This window comes from Hamadaea sp. NPDC050747 (genome assembly GCF_040654195.1).
In the GTDB taxonomy this organism is placed as follows: Bacteria; Actinomycetota; Actinomycetes; order Mycobacteriales; family Micromonosporaceae; genus Hamadaea.
This window is the reverse complement of the sequence record NZ_JBFAHM010000012.1, coordinates 172,401-190,250: the sequence shown is the minus strand read 5'-3', so window position 1 is coordinate 190,250 and position 17,850 is coordinate 172,401. Positions and strand designations below refer to the sequence as shown.

The window sequence follows — 17,850 nt, the reverse complement described above, 5'->3', positions numbered from 1 at the left end:
GATCGGGTGATGACGACGAGCCTCACGACGGTGACTCGGGAGAATCTGCGGACCGGTGTCTACGACCTACGGCCCGCGGGTTCGCTCGACCTCGCCGGGACCGCCTCACTGCGCCGGTCGGTGCTGAAGATCCTGCCGGAGCAGCCCCGGGTGCTGCTGCTCGGCCTCGACGGGATCGACGTACGCGACCCGCTCAATCTGAACATCCTGCCCAGCCTCGACAAGCGCGTGATGCTCGACTGCGGCATCCGTCTCGAGTGCTACGTCAATCCGTCGACCGAGACGGGCCGCCGGATTCGCGAACTCATCGGGTGGCGCGTCGCGCTGCACGCGAACCGGGCGGCGGCCCTCGCGGCGGCCGACCAGGAGACCACGGCGGCGCATCGGGCGTACCGGCATCTGGCGCCGGGGCCGGACGCGGTCCGGGAGGCGCGGGCGATGACCCGTGACTGCTGCCGTCACTGGGGGCTTCCGCAGATGGCCGACACCGCTCAGCTGATCGTCTCCGAGCTGGTCACCAATGCCGTCCAGCATGCCCGGACCGAAATGGACCTGGTGATCACCCATCGGGGAGCACAGCTGCACCTGCAGGTCCGCGACACCGCGTACGCCCCGGCGCTGTTCCCGATCGAACCGCTGACGAGCCTGGTCTACCACGTCGGCGACGACCGGATCGGCGGACGCGGCCTCATGATCGTCGCGATGCTGGCCAGCGCCTGTGGCACGACCGTCGGGATGCACGCCAAGACGGTGTGGGCCTCGTTGCGCGTACGCCCGGCGGCCTAACTCCCGCTCAGGTGGTCCGACTCCATCACGAGGATGGCTCCGGTCACCTCGCCGGAGCTGGACACCAGCGGTGTGCAGACGACGCGCACGTCGATCTGGCGGCCCCGGCGGTTGACCGCGGGCAGCTGGGTCTCCTGCGGCTGAGGCTCGCCGTTGAGCACCTTGCGGATCGCCGGGCGAAGCTGCTCGACGGGCAGTCCGATGTCCAGGTTGAGGAAGTGCTCGCCGATCGCCTCCTCCTTGCGTAGTCCCCAGAGATCCTCGGCCCGGCGGTTCCAGACCTGCACGACCAGGTCGCGGCTGAGCACGGCGACTCCGGCCCGGAGGCTGGTCAGGACGGCCTCGAGGAACAGATTCGCCTCGTCCAGCTCGTTGGTGCTGGCCCGGAGCTGGTCGTTGATGCTCTGCAGCTCGTCGTTGGTGGACTGGAGCTCCTCGTTCATCGTCTCCAGTTCCTCGTTGGTCGACTGCAGCTCCTCGTTAGTCGTCTCCAGCTCCTCCACCGTGGACTGAAGTTCCTCGTTGGTGGTCTCCAGCTCCTCGTTGGTCGACTGCAGCTCCTCGTACGCCGTCTCCAACTGCCGGTTGGCGAGTTCGAGATCCTCCTGCAGCCGCCGGGCGGCGGTCACGTCGTGGAAGATCAACGAGGTGCCGAGCAGTCCGCCGTCGGCGTCGACGAGCGGATTGAGCTGGACCTCCAAGTGCACCGAGTCGCCGGGGCCACGCAGATACTCGACGTCGCCGGCCCGGGTCATCCGGCGCTCGACCTGCGTCTGCTCGATGAAGCGGCGCAGCTCCAGCGGCCGGTAGGAGACGTCGAGATCGCGGAACGGCCGGCCGATGTCCCGGCTGGTCACCCCGAAGAGGGTCTCGGCCTGGCGATTGGCCAGCGCCACCAGCCCGTCGGAGGTCACCACGATCTGGGCCACCGGGCTGGCCTGGAACGCCTCGTTGCGCAGCTGATCGATCGGGCCGACCTCGGTCCGCGCCGGCACGTGCGGCACGTCGACGAACAACGACCCGTTGGTCTGTAAGAACCTCGGCACCTTGCGGAACACCCGGCGCTTGAGGTCGATCGGCGCGAACAGGCTGGTGTGACTGAGCAGCATCTCGGCCTTGCCGAGGAACAGCACGCCGCCCTCGCCGAGCGCGAAGTGGAACCGGGACAGGATGCGCGCCTGCGTCTCGGCGTTGAAGTACATCAGGGTGTTCCGGCAGACCAGAAGATCGATCCGGGAGATGGGCGCGTCCTGGATCAGGTCGTTACGCCCGAAGATCACCGATCGGCGCAGGTCCTTGCGGAAGACGTAGCGTCCGCCGGTCACCTCGAAGTAGCGCTCGACCAGCTCGGTGGGCAGGCCGTTGACGTCCTTCTCGGTGTAGCTGGCCTGGCGGGCCTGGCCCAGGCCCTCCTCGTCGACGTCGGTCGCGTAAATCTTGACCCGCTGGCGGAACTCGTCTGGGCCGAGCACCTCGGCCAGCATGATCGCCAGCGTGTACGCCTCCTCGCCGGAGGCGCAGCCCGCGCTCCAGATGCGGATCGGGGCGTCGCTGGGCTTGCTCAGCAACAACGGGCGCACAACCTCGTTGCGCAGGAACTCCCAGGAGTCGGGGTCACGGAAGAAGCCGGTGACGTTGATCAGGATCGTGTTGAACAGAGCCGTGAACTCGTCCGGATGCAGCTCGAGGTAGTCCTGGTACTCGCCGTAGTCCTGGATGTCGACCTGCGTCATCCGGCGACCCACCCGTCGCATGAGGCTGGACCGCTTGTAACCGGTGAAATCGAAGCCGCGAGCGTCCTTCAGATACGTCAGCAGCGCTTCGAACTGGGGATCTGCCTGGATCATCATCGCCAACGTCCTCCGGGCACAAGCGTCACGCCCCGAGTACCGTACTCCATCAGGCCGATCATCTGCCCGAGCCCCGCGTACGCGTCACTCCGTGGACTGGACGGCCGGCCCGTCTGCGGTCGCGCCGATCTCCTCGATCAAACTCTTGATCATCTCAGCGGCGTCGTCGGCGTCCCGGGCCATCGTCTCGAACCGTCCGACGGTGTGCCGCCCGCCCAGCCGATCCTCGAACGCCGCGGCCATCTGCCGGCTCAGCGCGGACTTCTCCGACAGCGCCCGCAGCGCCATCCACAAGGCGCTTTCCAACGCCGCCGACTGCTCCTCCAGCAAACTTTCCGGGGACCAGGCGTGGCCGACCCGGCAGCGGTATCGCGGAATCGGCACGCCGCTGATCTCATACAGCGCGCCGCCGCAGGCCGGGCAGCCGTAGGTGGCCGGCGAGCCCAGGTCGCTTTCGCCGTCCGGGACGCTGCTCGACACGTCGACTTCGGCGTCCAGCAGCGGATCCTCCCCCGGGACGAACGGTGGGGCCGGTTGGCGTACCAGCTCGCCGAGCAGCTTTCCGATCTTGGTCACCGGCAGCACGTGGTCGACGTCGCACGCGTTCATCGCGGCACGTGGCATCGCCGGGTACGCCGCGTCCGTGGGGTCCTGGACCACGGTCACCCCGCCGAGTTGCGAAATGACGGCCAGCCCCGCCGCACCGTCGTCCCGCGTACCGGACAGGACGACGCCGACGACACGCGGGCCGAAACTCCGCGCCGCGGACCGGAAGAGCGGATCGATCGCGGGCCGATGGCCGTTCTCCGACGGACCGCGCGAGAGCCGGATGCGGTTGTCGAGCAGCAGCAGGTGGCGATCGACGACCGCGACATAGACGCGCCCGTGCCGCAGCATCTCCCCATCCACGGCCGGCCGGACGGGTAGGCTGCTGACCCGAGCCAGGATGGCGGCCAGCGCGCTCGGGGCCGACCGGGGCACGTGCAGCACGATCAGGACCGCAGCGGGCAGATCGCCGGGCAGTCCGGCGACCAGCGTCCGTAGGGCCTCGACACCACCGGCCGACGCCCCGACGACCACGACGTCGCGATGCGTCACCCTTCTGACTCTAGGCGTTGGCCTCCCGTTACGCGATCCAGCACACCGTTATCGCCCAAGGTGGTTCATCGACCGATCAAATGGGTACGCCACACCGCCGATCGCTGAATCTCCCGGATTTCCGGTGGTTCGCGAGAAACGGACATTGAGCGCACCAGGTGCCAGACGGCGGCTGGAATGATGGAGGCCGAAGATGACGCCGAGCGACTTCGAGGCGTGGTCCGTGGCCGGCTCGGACGGTGAGGTCACCGTCTTCCTGAAGGGCGAACTCGACTTGTCGGCCGGCGGCCGCGCGCGGAAGGCGCTGCTGGGCGCGATCACCCGGGGCGGCGGGCACCTGACGGTGGACGTCTCCGACCTCGCCTTCATCGACGCGACCGGTGTCCGGGACCTGATGACCGCGCAGCTCGCGGCGGAGGCCGCGGGTCAGCCGATGCGCGTCATCGGGGCTCAGGGCATCGTGGCGACCGTCCTTCGCCTGCTGCAGTTCGTCGACGCCGACGCGTCCTCGGTCCCGCCGCAGCCGCCGGCCCGGCGGAGGGGGTCGAGCTGACTCTCAGACCGGCGGCCGGATGACCTCGTCCACCCGTCGCCGGTAGTCCGGATCCGTGCGGTAGACGAACAGCATCGCGCGTACGCGCACGGCGGCGGCGACGCCGTCGGAGATGCCGAACTGCTTGAGGGCCAGATCCTCCTCCGTGCTCAGGCCAACGGAGAGCCGCTCGGATCTTCTCGTCCCGGCGGCCGGGCCGTCCGCCACGACGGTCGGCGTGGACATCATCGACTGCGCTGGGCTCGTCGCGATGGCGGCGAATCCCCGCAGGTAATCCCGCCCGTGCCGAGTGGACAACGCCCGGAGGACGGCCTTCAGCAGACCCGCCGAATCGGCGGCGCGCTGATGCCACCGCCGGCCGTCCTCGGTCTCCAGCCACGCCCGCGCCATCCGCGCACCGGCTTCGAAGTCGTCGCCGGTCGGTCCGGCCGGCTGCTCATCAGCGCGCGGCCGGGCCCGTGATGCCGAATTCCTGGGGGTCGTCATGCTCCGGCGCGCTACCCCGTTGCCGCCGTCGCAAAACATCGGTGACCCGATCGGATGTCGTTCGGCCGGACAAGTGTCGCGGAACGCCCGCTCGGGTAGCGCAGTCCTCTACCGAGGTCGAGAGTGTTGTGTGATGGCCAGCGTCCGCATCGACATCGTCCACCATGGTCAGACCGTCGCCGAAGTGCGAGTCCACGGTGCGGTGACGCTCGCCACCGTGACCCAGATGCGGCTGGCGATCCGCAAGTGCATAGCGGACGCGCCCCGCCTGATCATCCTGTGCCTGGCCGAAGTGACCGACGCCGACGCAACGGGGCTGCTGGCCCTGCCGACCCTCCAGCGTTACTGCTGCGACCTGGAGTATCCGATCCCGCTGCTGATCCAGGCTCCACCCGGCTCGACGGCGGCCGAGCTGATCCGGCATCACCTGCACGTGCGAGCCACGATCCGCGCCGACGTACGTCCCACGTCTCCGATCCGGCTGCTTCCCGTCGACCCGATCCCAGAAGCACGGCTGACTCTGCGGCCCGGTCCCTCCACGCCGGCCCGCGTACACCGGTTCGCCGGCCGGACCTGCTGGAGCTGGCTGATGCCCTGGATGGCCAACCGCGTCCAGCTGGTCGCGGCCGAGCTGGCCGCCAACGCGGTCCGCCACGGCACCGGTCCGCGTACGCTGCTGCTCACGCTGCGGCCCGAGGCGTTGCGCATCGTCGTCGGCGACTCCGCGCGGGGCCTCCCCCGGATGGTTCTCGACACTGAACCCGATGTCAGCCATGGGCTGGGCGTCGTCGATCTGGTCGCCCAGCGCTGGGGCACCGTCCTGTCCGGACGGGGCAAGGAAGTGTGGGCAGACATCCAGCTGGCCCGCGTCGGCTGACCGCTCCTACGCAGTGAGCCGTGGGTACGCCGGTGCGCCCGGTCCGGCGTACCCACGGCGAGCGGTCAGCGGACGTAGATGACGGGTGCCGGTGGGGTGCTCATGCCGTCGCCGATGAAGTACGACGGGTGCGGCGGCTGGTTGTAGGCGGTGTTCTGCCAGGCCAGCGCCACCCGGTACTGGGCGTCGTGCAACAACGTGTACAGCCGCCGGTCGGTCGGCGTCGGCGTGGCGTAGATCCGCAACGCGCTGCTGTCGCTCGTACGCCACACGACCTCTTCGCGCCAGTCGCCGAACAGGTCGCCCGACAGCGCCGGGGTCGACTTCGTGCCGTTGTTCGACGCGACGTTACTGCCCGTCAGCAGGCGGGTGTCCGACGACGTGCCGTACTTGTCGATGTGCGTCGCGTCGAGCAGCTCCCGGACCGGGTCACCGTCCCACCAGATCAGGAAGTTGGTCGAGCCCGGTTTGCGGCCGATCTCGGCCCCGGTGGAGCCGTTGCGCAGCCCCGACGGGGACGAGGACCACGCCTCGGCGCCCGGCGAACCGGCCCACACGTCACCGGCCACGGCCCGGCCGTTGTCACATCCGCACGACGGGTTCGACCAGATGATCTGCCCCGTCCGCGCGTCGGCCATCCACGCCGCGACCTCGCTGGTCGTCTCGTTCGGCTTGAACACCTCGAGGCCCGGCCGCGACGGGATCAGGTCTCCCACGTGGTACGCATCGCCGTGGTGCATCCCGTTGCTCCACAGACCGGTCCCGTTGTCGTCCACCGCCATGCCGCCGTAGAGGATCTCGTCTCGGCCGTCGGCGTCCACATCGGCGACCGACAGCTGATGATTGCCCCGGCCTGCCCACGCCGAGCCGGACACGTTGCTGTCGAAGGTCCACCGGTTGGTCAGCGACCCGTTGCGGAAGTCCCACGCCGCGATGACCGACCGCGTGTAGTAGCCGCGGGCCATGATCAGGCTGGGCTGCTTGCCGTCCAGGTACGCCACCCCGGCCAGGAACCGATCCACCCGGTTGCCGTAGGAGTCGCCCCAGGACGAGACGGTTCCCCGGGGCACGACGTAGTTCGCCGTCGCCCGGATGGCGCCGTTCGGCCCGTTGAACACGGTGAGGTATTCCGGCCCGGACAGGATGTAGCCGGAGCTGTTGCGGTAGTCCGCCGAGGAGCTGCCGATGACCTGCCCCGTCCCGGACACCGTGCCGTCGGCGGTCTTCATGGCCACCTCGGCCTTGCCGTCGCCGTCCAGGTCGTACACCTGGAACTGGGTGTAGTGCGCGCCGGCCCGGATGTTGCGGCCCAGATCGATGCGCCACAGGCGGGTGCCGTCCAGCTTGTACCCGTCCACGTACACGTTGCCGGTGTAGCCGGACTGCGAGTTGTCCTTGGCGTTCGACGGATCCCACTTCACGACGAAGTCGAGGACTCCGTCGCCGTCGAGGTCGCCGACGCTGGCGTCGTTGGCCGAATACGTGTACGCCACCCCGTCCGGGGTGGTGCCACCGGCCGGGATCTGCAACGGCACATCCCGATACCCGTTGGCGAAGGTGATCGCGGCCGGCGATGCCGCCTGCTCCACGCCGCCCACGACGGCCCGCACGGTGTACACCGCGTCGGCGGCCGCCCCGGCGTCGAGGTAGTTCGTCAACGCGCCCGAGAACACCCGGGTGCTGCCCCGGTACAGGTTGAAGGTCACCGACGACGGGTCGGTGCCCAGCAGCCGCCAGCTCACCAGGTTCCCCGAACCGGAGTGCACGCTGGTGACGCCCCGGTTCAGCTTCTCCATCTGCCGGCCCTGCTCGACCGGCGGCGTGGTGCCGGCGGTGTCGGCGTCGAGATAGTCGATGTTGGCCAGGCCGTCGGCCGAGGTCGGATTCAGCCGGACGGTGTTGGCGCCGGCGACGAGCGAGACGGACAGCGTCTTGGTGGCCCAGGTGTCCCAGTTCGCGGTGGCGTCGAAGGTCACCGCCGACTGCACGACCGAGCCGTTGACGATCACGTCGGCGGGCCGCGTCGCGGTGGTGCCGTTGGCGTACCCGATGGTGATCGTCGCGGTCCCGGCCGCCGCGGCCGTGACGGTGAACTGGGCGGCGGCGCCGACGGCGTTGGTGCCGTTGCAGAAGCCGCTGCCGGAGAATCCGGTGTGGTTGGACTCGATGGCGCCGGCGCAGGTCGCGGGCGACGCCTCGGCCTCGTAGCGGGTCACCGCGGCCGAGGCTGCGGTGACCGTCGTGGTGACCGTGCCGAGCGTCGCCACCGCACAGGCGGACAGCAACGCGACACGGCGTTTACGTGAATGCATGATGATCTCCATGGCATAGATCGCGAGCGCTCGAATTGAAACGTTAAATGTCCTTTTCGGACGGTCGGCTGCCCCGAGTGGGCACGGAACGGTGACGAGCGATCAGCACCGGGCGCGGTGGCCGGGCGCCCTGGCCGGAGATGCGGTGACGGAGGTCGTTCGATTCATCCGTGGACTCCTCGCGGAAGGGGAGCGGGCCGGACCAGTGGGCGCTGGTTTGCTCCGGGTTGGGGGGACGGCAAGCAGGACACAACCGATAGACGGCAGTGACTTCCTCGCCAGGCCCGAAACTAAAACGTTTCAAGGAAGGCGTCAAGCGTTGCCGGTCTTCGTGGCACATCCGGCCACTGAGCGAATGATCACCCGCGTTCCTCGCGTCCCCCGTCCAGTGTGATGATCAACGCGATGACTGCGGTACTCCTCGCCAAGCTGGTCCTGGCGCCCGCGCTGGTGGTCGGCTCGTCGCTGGCCGGTCGCCGCTGGGGCACCGCCATCGCGGGCATCCTGGTCTCGCTGCCTATCGTGGCGGGACCCATCCTGCTGTTCAGCTGGCTCGATCACGGCGAACGGTTCGCCGCCCAGGCCGCCGGCGCGGCACTGCGCGGCATCGCCGTCCTCGGCGGCTTCGCGCTGTTGTTCGCGGTGATCTGCGCGTACCTGCCGTGGCCGGTGGTGCTGGGCGTCACCTGGGCCGCCTGCCTCACCGGCGGCCTGCTCCTGGCGCACGTCCAGGTCGGGCCGGTCGCCGGGCTCGCGCTCGCGTTGTCGGTCAACACCGCCTGCTGGTACGCCATCAGCCGCCGCCGTTCCGGGGATCCGGTCGCGGTGCGACCCCGGTGGTGGGACCTACCGAGCCGGGCGGTCGCCACCGGGCTTCTCGTCGTCACGCTGACGACCGCGGCGTCGGCGCTCGGCCCGGAGATGACGGGAGTCCTGGCGCCGTTTCCGATCGCCACCAGCGTCGTGGCGGCGTTCGCGCTGGCCCAGGCCGGGCCGGAGACCGCCGTGGCGACCCTCCTCGGCGTGCTCCGGGGCCTGCCCGGGTTCGCGATGTTCTGTTTCGTCGTCGCCATGCTCGTCGAGAAGCTGGGCGGTCCGGCGGCCTTCGGTCTCGGCACCGTCGCCGCCCTCGTCACGGCTTTCCTGCTGCGTCCTCGCGTACGCGAGGTCAGGGCGTCGCCGCCGGCTGCGGCGGCCCGGTCGGGCAGGTGACCTGCGGGATGCAGTCGGGGGTGGCCGGCGGGGTGGGCGACGGCGACTGACCGTTGGCGAAGTCCACATTGTCCTCGCCGTAGTGGGACGGATCGGCCAGGTTCTCCTTGGGATACTTCTTGGCCGCGCTGTAGTCCTTGATGAACTCGCCCCAGATGCGGTAGGGCGCGCTCGCGGACGTGATCGTCTTGTGGGTCTTCGGATCGAGCACCGGGTATGACCCGGCGGCGTTGCCGGTCCAGATCGCGACCGAGAACTGCTTGGTGAAGCCGACGACCCAGGCGTGGGCGTTCTCCGTGCTGGGCTTCCAGTTGCCGTTCTTGTCGACGGTGGCGCCCTCCCAGGTGCCGGTCTTCGCCGCGACCTGCCGGCCGTCCTGCATACCCGCCCAGCCGTGACTCTTGAAGACCTGTTCCATGGCGTAGCTCACGTCGTTGGCGACCCGGCGGTCGATGACCTGCTTCGGGTCGCGCTTCTCCCCCTTGAACGGCACCGCCTTGTACTGACCGGTGTCCGGGTCCTTCTTCTCGACCTTCACCACGAAGTGCGGCTTGTTGTAGACGCCGCCGTTGGCCAGCGTCGCGACACCGGTCGCGTGGTCGAGGACCGTGATGCCGTACTGGCCGAAGCCGACCTGGCGGTCGAACGGCGTACGCGCGGCCTCGCTCTGGACGCCCTTGGCCGACAGGCTCTCGATGTTGTCGTTGTTCCACATGTAGCGGACACCGGCCTGGTACGCCATCTTGACGACCTTGCCGGGGCCGATCTGCCGGGCGACCCAGTAGAACGGCACGTTGTAGGACTTCTCGAAGCTGTATTCGAGCGTGCAGTAGTCGCCGCAGGTCGGGTTGGACCAGCCGGCGTTGCCGAGGTTCAGCGACTTGTCGGGCTTGGCCTTCCACCGGCTCTGCAGGGACGCTCCGGCCTGCAGCGCGGCGGCGAGCGTGTAGATCTTCATCGACGAGCCCGGCGGGTGCCCGCCGACCAGCGCGCCGCCCTGGGTGTTCAGCCCGGCCAGGTCGATCGCCGTGCCGTCCAGGCCGCCGTAGTACGCGAGGACGCGGCCGGTCGTGTGATCGATGACCACCCCGGCCGACTCCAGATCCTGCTTCTTCTTCGGATCGGTGACGATCTTACGGCCGTAGAGTTCGGAGCCCTTCAGGTCCGGCCGGGCGGCCTCCTCCAGCTGCTTCTGGGCCTCGGGGTCGATGGTGGTCGTGACCCGGTATCCGCCGGTCTTCAGCTCCTGCGGCTGGATCCCCTGCGCCTTGAGCTCTTCGTACACGTAATTGACGACATTGCCGGTCGCCGTTCCGGCCGGGGCGCCGGGGTCGACCTTGATCCCCCACTCGGCCGACGTGGTCACCGTCGCGTACTTGCGGAACGGCGGGAACTGTTGCTGGGCTCGCTCCTCGGGCGTGATCCACTTCTTCTCGACCATGTTGTCGAGGACGTAGCCCCAGCGGCCCTTGGCCGTGTCGGGGTGCGCCTCGGGGTCGTAGATGCTGAGCTTGCCGCCGTCGTCGTACGGGTCACGGATGACCGATCCCAGGACCGCCGCCTCCGCGATCGTCAGATCCTTGGCGCTCTTGTTGAAGTACGCGTTCGCGGCCTTCTCCACCCCGACCGCGCCCCGCCCGAAGTCGATGGTGTTCAGGTAGAAGCCCATGATGGTCTTCTTGTCGTACTTGTCCTCCAGCTTGCGGGCGAGGACCGCCTCGCGCAGCTTCCGGGCGTACGAGATCTGCGCCTGATCCGTGGCGATCTTGATGTACTGCTGGGTGATCGTCGAACCACCCTGCGACTCGTCGCTGGTCAGATTCTTCCAGGCGGCCCGCATGATGCCGGAGTACGAGACACCGTGATGGTCGAAGAAGTCCTTGTCCTCCCCGGCGATCAGGGCGAAGCGCGACTTCTCCGGGATGATGTCCATCGGGACGTTGATCCGGTTCGCCGTGCCGAGCTGGGCGATCTGCTTGCCGTTGACGGCCACGATCATCGTCGTCTGGGCATTCTTGAAGGTCTCCGGCAGGAACTCGTCGACACTGTCGAAGTAGTACGTCATCGCGATGGCGCCGCCGCCGAAGACGATCAGCACCGCGGCGAACGAGGCGATCAGAATCTTGAACCGCCGCGCCTTCTTCGCCTTGCCCGACAGCGGTTTCCGGCGAGGTTGCCCGCCGTCCTCCGCCACCGGCACATCCGGCTCGGCCGACCGTACGCTCGCCCGTCCGCTCGTGCGCGGCGGAACCACCGGGACCGCCGCCCGTCCGGCCGGCGCGGGTACGACCGCCCGGCCCACGGACGCCCGGCCAGCGGCGGCCGGCGCCGGGACCGGGACCGAGGCCGATCCGACCTGAGCCCGTCCTCGGGCGAGGCCGTCATCCTCCGGCGGAGCCTGCGGTTCGTCGTCGTACACAGTCATCTGTCACACCGTTTCCGTTCATGCGCGGTCCCCATCCGCACCGCCCAAAGTCAGACGCGACTTCGCGTCCGCAGGGTTGCCACCAAGATCACATACTGACTCGTGTGAGTCGGCGCATGGTCGGGATCAGGCCGTGTCGTCGGGGTCCCGGGTGGCCTTCGCGTAGAACTCCCGGAACACGTCCTGCACCGTGGCGGCAGGACGGAACGTGACGTACTGAAGGGTGATCCCGGCGAGACCGATCCCGAGGTAGATGCCCGCGACGCCGGCGAGGTACTGGCTCCGCACGATCAGGAATGCGCCGGTCACGAGACACACCGCCGCCGCGCCGAGCAGCGCTCGGACGGTCGTGGCGGCGAAGCCGAGTTCCTCGCTGAGCCGGCCGGCGAACCACAGCCAGGCCGCCGGAAGAAGCAGCAGCGCGCCGAGGATCTTGCTGCCGACACCGCCGTGCAGGATCAGGTTGAGCCCGGCGAGGTTCAGCGCCGTTCCGGCGGCGATCGTCAGACGTTCCGCCAACGTCCGTTCCACACCGGGCTCCATCACCGCCGGAACGGACAAGAGGAGCAGCGCGCCGTAGGAGACCGCGGCCAACCCGAGCATGAAGTCGTGGCCGACGAAGGAACTGACGCCGAGTCCGATCGACGCCAGCCCGAGGCCGACGAAGGAGGCGCCCATGAGGAGCCGGAACGCCGCCCCGGCTTCGACGACGACCAGCGCCAAGGCGGTGATCGCGATGGACACGATGACCGCGTACAACTGCCAGGAGGGCGGACCGAACGCGGCGACGGCCGCTGCCACGACGCTGAGGAGCCACAGCGTGCCCGCGACGAACCGGACCAGCAGCGACCGCCGTGGGAACTCACGCAGCTTCACCATCCCGGCCACGACGGTGGCGGCCGCCGCGACATACAGGCCGCCGTGCTCGCCCAGCACCCCGCCGACATAGCTGACGACCTCGCCGCTGGCGATGCCCAGTAGCGCTGTCACCAGCCCGGCCCGCCGTCGCTTCGCCTTCGCGCCCTGCATCGCGGCGTACCAGTCCGTCACGAGATCCAGGATGATCGTTGGCCGATCGCCTCGCCATCCCCGAAAGAGGCGAACCGCTCGACACACGGACCCCACAGCGCCGGCGGGAGTGCTTAAGATGCAGCGCGTGTCGCCAGCTCACCACCGGGTACGCCTGTTTCCGCTGTTCATCGCCGTTGCGCTCGTCCTTGCCCTCGGCGCGGGAGTGGCGTACGCGATCAACGGCGCGCTCGGGCTGAGCTTCACTCCGGTGGCGCCCGCACCCGAACATCCGTCGGCTGCCCCGGTGCGCGCCGACGTCCCGCCGCCGGCCGTCAGCCGGATCGTGGTGCCGGACGAGCTGCGGCTGACCAAGGCGGCTGCGGCGGTCGCTGACGCGCTGGCCGGGCGCGGTCGTCCGCGGCCCGTCGTGGAGACAGCTGCGGCGACGGATCCGGCGGGCACCCTGACGGTCAAGGTCGGCGCCCTGACCGGTACGCGGCCGGAGGCGTACCGGATCACGAGCGGGTTGACCGTCGAGTCCGCCGATCTGGCGGGTGCGGCGGCCGGCCTGTACGCCGTGGCCGACCGCATCCGGTCGGGCGGCGCGCTGCCGATCGGGCAGCTCGTCGAACCCCGACTGGGGCTGCGGCTGACCGACGCCGGATCGGTCGGCCGGGAGGCGGATGCCGACGCCTACCGGGCCGGAACCGACTATTCGCTCAACACCGATGTCGTCGGCTCGGCGCTGCTGCCCCGAGCCCCCTGGGTCGATCAGAGCGCCGTCGGCCGGATCGGGGCGGAGTTCCGGCAGTTCGTCGACCACTCGGTGGCCGAGGGCTACAACGGGATCGTGGTGCCGGGTTTCCTGGAGTACGTCACCTTCGCCCAGGTCCCCGGGGTGTATCCGGCGGGGGATCCGCACGTCGACCGGGCCCGGGCGATGGCCGCCGCGTTCGGCCCGGTGTTCGCGTACGCCCACAGCATGGGGCTGAAGGTGTTCTTCCTGACCGACATGCTGGCGGTGTCGCCGCCGCTGGAGCGGTACCTCGACGGTAAGAGCACCGAGGATCCCCGGCTGTGGGAGGTCTACCAGGCCGGTCTGGCCGAACTGTTCGACGGTATGCCGTTCGCCGACGGACTCATGATCCGCATCGGTGAGGGTGGCGACGTCTACCGCCAGGCCGGGTGGGACTACTCGTCGAAGATCGCGGTGACGACGCCGGCCGCCGTCCGGGCGATGCTCACGGCCTTCCTGAAGACCGCCGGCGACCGGGGCAAGGACGTCATCTTCCGCAGCTGGACCGTGGGCGTCGGGGCGGTCGGCGATCTGCACACCAATCCGGAGTCCTATCAGGAGGTATTGGGCGGGCTGCACGATCCGCACCTGATCGTGTCGACCAAGTACTCGGCCGGTGACTTCTACAGCCATCTGCCGCTCAACCCGACCCTGGACATCGGCGACCAGCGCCGGATCGTGGAGTTCCAGTCGCGCCGCGAGTTCGAGGGTTTCGGCGCCCTGCCCAACGACCTCGGCTCGCTGCATCAGGAGGCGTTGCGCCATTTCCTGGCGGCCAACCCGCATGTCGAGGGCGTGTGGACGTGGACCCAGGACGGCGGGCCGCTCAAGGCCGGGCCGATGTCGCTGTACCTCAGGTCCGGCTTCTGGCCGCTCTACGCCCTCAACACCTACGCCACCAGCCGGTTGGCCTGGGATCCGCAGGCCGACCCGGCGCAGGTCACCGCGGACTGGGCTCGGCAGACGTTCTCCGCCGACCCGACGACGGTCGCCGCGATCGGGGAGGTCATGGCGCTGTCCCGGGCGGCCGTCACGCGGGGCCTCTACCTCTCCGCATACGCCGACAACTCGGTGCGCGCGCTCGGCCTCGAACCGCCGCCGATGATGTGGATCTTCGAGTGGGACATCGTGACGGGCGACTCGGCGGCCCTCGACAGCATTTACGCGATCGCCCGCGACCACGTCGACGAGGCGATCGCCGAAGGCGAGACCGCGGTCGCCGACGCCCGGCGCATGCAGGCCACGCTCGCCGCCACCGACCCGGGCACGTGGACCGATCCGGGGCTGCGCCAGCGGTTCGCCGACACCTTGGCGTACGAGGTGAACCTCTTGGACACCCTCAGCGCGTACCGGACGATGGTGCTTCGCCACGCGCAGTGGCTCGACACCGGCTCGGCGAGCGCCCGGGACGCCTGGCACGCGGCGGAGACCCGGTACCGGACCGCCCGGGACCAGCACGTGCGCGCGTACGGGGGCGATGTCGACCTGCCCGCGTACAACTTCACCGCCGCCGATCTCGGCATGACCCGCGCGGACCGCGATCCCGTGATGGCCTGGCTGGCCCGCGGCTTGCTGCTGCTCGTCCTGCTGGTGCTCGTGGCGCGGCCGCGGGCGGCGCGGACGCTGGCCGACGGTCTGCTCCGGCCCGCCGGGCTCACCCGCCCCGGGCGGCTCGACCGGGCGATCGTCCTCGGGTTGCCGGTGGTCGCCGTGGTCGCTAGCCGCGCGATGCTGACCTGGTTCGCGGCACCCGCGCATCTGGTCGTGACCCTGGGCGGGTGGGCGCTGTTCGTGCTCGCCGGCCGGCTCGTGCTGGGTCGCCGTGATGCTTTCCCCTGGTACGCGACGGTCGGGGCGGTCGCACTGGTACGCAGTGTCCTGCTGTTCGCCGTGCTGGCTCCGCACGGGCCGGGCGGCTACTGGTACGCCTTCTGGACGGATCCGGTCCGGCGGTCGATCTACGTGACGATCGCGTTCGCCCTGTTCCTCTGGCTGTTCGTGGCGGCCTACCGGGTACTGCGGCTGCACGCGGTCCGGCGATGGTCGCTGGGCGTCGTGCTGGTGGCCGCCGGAGTCGCCCTGGCCGTCCCGGCGGCCCTGGTGACTTCGCTCGGCGGCGAGCGCGCGCTGACGATCTGGAACGACCAGGTGGCCCTGCTGCCGTGGGGGCTGTCACGGATCCTCGGCGTCACCGTCTACCTGGGCATTCCGGCGTACCTGCCGGCGGCGGTCCTGACCGTCGCGGTGCTGCTCGCCGCCACCGGTGGCCTCCTGCTCACGCTGGCCGACGGACACCGCAGCTGTCATAGACGACGTCTATGACCCTGGTCGGCAGCCGACCGCTACCGGCCCGGTGCCCATCGGCGAAGCCTGGACGAGTGATCGTTCTCGCTGAGGCGTCCCGCCCCCGATCCCCAGGCCGGGCCGCCGGTCTCGGGGTCGCCGCCGTGCTCGGGCTCGCCGCGACCGCAGCCGGCACGCTGCTGCCCGTCGTCGGCGCTCCGGTGATCGCCGTGATCGGCGGAGTGCTGCTGAGCCCGCTGGCCCGACGGCGAAGCGAGACGCTCGGGCCCGGCCTGGGCGTGGCCAAGGGACTGCTGCTGCAGCTGTCGGTAGTGCTGCTCGGGGCTCAGCTGTCGCTCGGTGAGGTGGTACGCGTCGGCGCGGGATCGCTGCCGGTCATGCTCGGCACCCTCGGCGTATGCCTCCTGCTGGCCTGGGTCGTCGGCCGGTGGCTCGGCGTCCCGCGCGATCTGCGTACGCTGATCGGGGTCGGCACCGGCGTCTGCGGCGCGTCCGCCATCGCGGCGACCACACCGGCGATCCGCGCCCGCGCCGACGACGTGGCGTACGCGATCTCGACGATCTTTCTGTTCAATGTGGCCGCGGTGGTGGTCTTTCCACCGCTCGGCCGGATGCTCGGACTGAGCGAGCACGCGTTCGGGCTGTTCGCGGGGACCGCCGTCAACGACACCAGTTCCGTGGTGGCCGCCGCCGGCGCGTTCGGCCCCGACGCCGTCCAGTACGCGGTCGTCGTCAAGCTGGCCCGCACGTTGATGATCATCCCCATTGTCCTGGTCCTCACCGCCCTGACTCGTCGCCGCGACGGTCTGCCGCCGACGTCCGGGCTTCGGCGAATCACCACGCTCGTGCCGTGGTTCCTGGTGGCGTTCCTGGTCACCGCCGCACTGCACAGCGCCGGGGTGATTCCGGGCGTGGTCCAGCCGGTCGCCCATCAGGCGGCGCTGTTCCTCGTCGCCGTCGCCCTCGCCGCCGTCGGGCTGTCCACCGACGTGGCCGCAGTACGCCGGGCGGGCCTCCGGCCGCTGGTGCTCGGCCTGGTCCTCTGGGCCTCCGTCAGCGTGACCAGCCTGGCCCTGCAACAGCTCATGGCTGGATAGCGGCCCGCCGTGTCATGGCCGGATAGCGGCCCGCCGTGTCACGGCCGGATAAGGCAGCCGCCGGGACGAACGCCTGTGCCAGACTGCGGACGATGCCCTTGCCGCCCTGGATCAGTGACCTGCCCGCGCTCGACCTGCTCATCTCGGTCGCGGAGACCGGCAGCGTGGGCCGCGCCGCCCAGGCCCACGGGATCACCCAGCCCAGCGCCAGCGCCCGGCTGGCGAAGCTGGAGCGCCGCCTCGGCGTACCGCTGCTGGTGCGGTCCCGGCGGGGCAGCCTGCTCACCCCGGCCGGCGAAGCCGTCGTCGCCTGGTCGCACGGTGTGGTGGACGCCGCCCAGGCGCTGGCCGACGGTGTCCTGACGCTGCGGGCGGATCGGCAGGCCCGGCTGCGCGTCTCGGCCAGTCTCACGGTCGCCGAGCACCTGGTGCCGGCCTGGCTGCTCAGCCTGCGGCGTACGCATCCGGGGCTCGACATCTCGGCCGCCGTGGCCAACAGCAACGGCGTGATCGAGGCGGTCCGCTCCGGCTCGGTCGACCTCGGGTTCGTGGAGTCACCGGACGTCCCGGCGGATCTGAGTTCCCGGGTCGTCGGCGACGACCGGCTCTCCCTCGTCGTCGCGGCCGGATATCCGCTGGCCGCCCACGCGTGGCGCGCCCTGCGCCCGACCGATCTCGCAGACCAGCCGTTGCTGTTGCGCGAGCCGGGTTCCGGCACCCGCGACACGTTCCTGCGGGCGCTGGAACACGCCCTCGGCTTCGCCCCGAGGCTGCCGCACGTGATCAGCCTCGGCTCGACGACCACCATCCTCGCCACCGTCCGCGCGGGCGGCGGCATCGGCGTGATCAGTTCCCGGGCGGCCGCGGCGGCAGTCGCCTCCGGCGAACTCGTCGAGCTGACCGTGGAGGGGATGCCGCTCGTCCGGCCGCTGAACGCGCTGTGGCTCGGGCGTACGCCGACCCCGCTGGCCGCCGAACTCCTGGCGATCGCCGCCGCCACCGGGTGACCGCCACCCGCCGCGGTGACGGGAACCGTTAGGATG

13 protein-coding genes are annotated in these 17,850 nt (G+C 70.0%); 7 read left to right on the top strand and 6 right to left on the bottom strand.

Annotation, left to right across the window (positions count from 1 at the left end):
* The first annotated feature begins 9 nt into the window (after positions 1 to 9).
* Positions 10 to 786: an ATP-binding protein gene (locus AB0H43_RS28115; protein ID WP_360004111.1), complete on the top strand. Its 777-nt coding sequence runs from the start codon at positions 10 to 12 to the stop codon at positions 784 to 786.
* Here the strand turns inward: AB0H43_RS28115 and AB0H43_RS28110 are convergent.
* Entirely contained in the window at positions 783 to 2,636 is a 1,854-nt protein-coding gene (locus AB0H43_RS28110) for a CheR family methyltransferase (RefSeq protein WP_360004109.1), read from the bottom strand. The genes AB0H43_RS28115 and AB0H43_RS28110 overlap by 4 nt on opposite strands.
* A gap of 84 nt (positions 2,637 to 2,720) precedes the next feature.
* Positions 2,721 to 3,734 (bottom strand): chemotaxis protein CheB, encoded by a 1,014-nt coding sequence (locus AB0H43_RS28105; RefSeq protein WP_360004107.1) that lies wholly within the window; start codon positions 3,732 to 3,734, stop codon positions 2,721 to 2,723.
* A gap of 193 nt (positions 3,735 to 3,927) precedes the next feature.
* Here AB0H43_RS28105 and AB0H43_RS28100 point away from each other — a divergent pair, with 193 nt between their 5' ends.
* Positions 3,928 to 4,287: an STAS domain-containing protein gene (locus AB0H43_RS28100; RefSeq protein WP_360004106.1), complete on the top strand. Its 360-nt coding sequence runs from the start codon at positions 3,928 to 3,930 to the stop codon at positions 4,285 to 4,287.
* A 3-nt stretch (positions 4,288 to 4,290) separates the two neighbouring features.
* Here AB0H43_RS28100 and AB0H43_RS28095 read toward each other — a convergent pair whose 3' ends face one another.
* Positions 4,291 to 4,773 carry a hypothetical protein gene (locus tag AB0H43_RS28095; RefSeq protein WP_360004104.1) on the bottom strand — a complete coding sequence of 161 codons (483 nt, stop codon included), beginning with the start codon at positions 4,771 to 4,773 and terminating at the stop codon, positions 4,291 to 4,293.
* A gap of 133 nt (positions 4,774 to 4,906) precedes the next feature.
* Here AB0H43_RS28095 and AB0H43_RS28090 point away from each other — a divergent pair, with 133 nt between their 5' ends.
* Positions 4,907 to 5,650 carry a hypothetical protein gene (locus tag AB0H43_RS28090; protein WP_360004102.1) on the top strand — a complete coding sequence of 248 codons (744 nt, stop codon included), beginning with the start codon at positions 4,907 to 4,909 and terminating at the stop codon, positions 5,648 to 5,650.
* Between the two features lie 65 nt (positions 5,651 to 5,715).
* On the opposite strand, the gene AB0H43_RS28085 is transcribed toward AB0H43_RS28090, so the two are convergent.
* Positions 5,716 to 7,962: a carbohydrate-binding protein gene (locus AB0H43_RS28085; RefSeq protein WP_360004101.1), complete on the bottom strand. Its 2,247-nt coding sequence runs from the start codon at positions 7,960 to 7,962 to the stop codon at positions 5,716 to 5,718.
* 405 nt (positions 7,963 to 8,367) lie between these two features.
* Here AB0H43_RS28085 and AB0H43_RS28080 point away from each other — a divergent pair, with 405 nt between their 5' ends.
* Positions 8,368 to 9,174 (top strand): hypothetical protein, encoded by an 807-nt coding sequence (locus AB0H43_RS28080; RefSeq protein WP_360004100.1) that lies wholly within the window; start codon positions 8,368 to 8,370, stop codon positions 9,172 to 9,174.
* On the opposite strand, the gene AB0H43_RS28075 is transcribed toward AB0H43_RS28080, so the two are convergent.
* Positions 9,131 to 11,599 carry a transglycosylase domain-containing protein gene (locus AB0H43_RS28075; RefSeq protein WP_360004098.1) on the bottom strand — a complete coding sequence of 823 codons (2,469 nt, stop codon included), beginning with the start codon at positions 11,597 to 11,599 and terminating at the stop codon, positions 9,131 to 9,133. The two genes, AB0H43_RS28080 and AB0H43_RS28075, sit on opposite strands and share 44 nt — an antisense overlap.
* 126 nt (positions 11,600 to 11,725) lie before the next feature.
* Positions 11,726 to 12,649, bottom strand: a complete 924-nt coding sequence (locus tag AB0H43_RS28070; RefSeq protein WP_360004096.1) for a hypothetical protein — start codon at positions 12,647 to 12,649, stop codon at positions 11,726 to 11,728.
* A gap of 106 nt (positions 12,650 to 12,755) precedes the next feature.
* On the opposite strand from AB0H43_RS28070, the gene AB0H43_RS28065 reads away from it, so the two are divergent.
* The 3 genes from AB0H43_RS28065 (at position 12,756) to AB0H43_RS28055 (ending at position 17,814) form a co-directional block, all read left to right on the top strand.
* Positions 12,756 to 15,728 carry a hypothetical protein gene (locus AB0H43_RS28065; RefSeq protein ID WP_360004094.1) on the top strand — a complete coding sequence of 991 codons (2,973 nt, stop codon included), beginning with the start codon at positions 12,756 to 12,758 and terminating at the stop codon, positions 15,726 to 15,728.
* A 56-nt stretch (positions 15,729 to 15,784) separates the two neighbouring features.
* On the top strand, positions 15,785 to 16,807 hold the full coding sequence (locus AB0H43_RS28060) for a putative sulfate exporter family transporter (protein ID WP_360004092.1): 1,023 nt from the start codon (positions 15,785 to 15,787) through the stop codon (positions 16,805 to 16,807).
* Positions 16,808 to 16,899: 92 nt separating this feature from the next.
* On the top strand, positions 16,900 to 17,814 hold the full coding sequence (locus AB0H43_RS28055; RefSeq protein ID WP_360004090.1) for a LysR family transcriptional regulator: 915 nt from the start codon (positions 16,900 to 16,902) through the stop codon (positions 17,812 to 17,814).
* Positions 17,815 to 17,850: the final 36 nt, after the last annotated feature.

What these genes read in the sequence shown, in the direction of transcription:
- AB0H43_RS28115 (WP_360004111.1), top strand. Translation starts at nt 10, where the DNA reads ATGACGACGAGCCTCACGACGGTGACTCGGGAGAATCTGCGGACCGGT.
- AB0H43_RS28110 (WP_360004109.1), bottom strand. Translation starts at nt 2,636, where the DNA reads ATGATGATCCAGGCAGATCCCCAGTTCGAAGCGCTGCTGACGTATCTG.
- AB0H43_RS28100 (WP_360004106.1), top strand. Translation starts at nt 3,928, where the DNA reads ATGACGCCGAGCGACTTCGAGGCGTGGTCCGTGGCCGGCTCGGACGGT.
- AB0H43_RS28095 (WP_360004104.1), bottom strand. Translation starts at nt 4,773, where the DNA reads ATGACGACCCCCAGGAATTCGGCATCACGGGCCCGGCCGCGCGCTGAT.
- AB0H43_RS28090 (WP_360004102.1), top strand. Translation starts at nt 4,907, where the DNA reads ATGGCCAGCGTCCGCATCGACATCGTCCACCATGGTCAGACCGTCGCC.
- AB0H43_RS28085 (WP_360004101.1), bottom strand. Translation starts at nt 7,962, where the DNA reads ATGCATTCACGTAAACGCCGTGTCGCGTTGCTGTCCGCCTGTGCGGTG.
- AB0H43_RS28080 (WP_360004100.1), top strand. Translation starts at nt 8,368, where the DNA reads ATGACTGCGGTACTCCTCGCCAAGCTGGTCCTGGCGCCCGCGCTGGTG.
- AB0H43_RS28075 (WP_360004098.1), bottom strand. Translation starts at nt 11,599, where the DNA reads ATGACTGTGTACGACGACGAACCGCAGGCTCCGCCGGAGGATGACGGC.
- AB0H43_RS28055 (WP_360004090.1), top strand. Translation starts at nt 16,900, where the DNA reads ATGCCCTTGCCGCCCTGGATCAGTGACCTGCCCGCGCTCGACCTGCTC.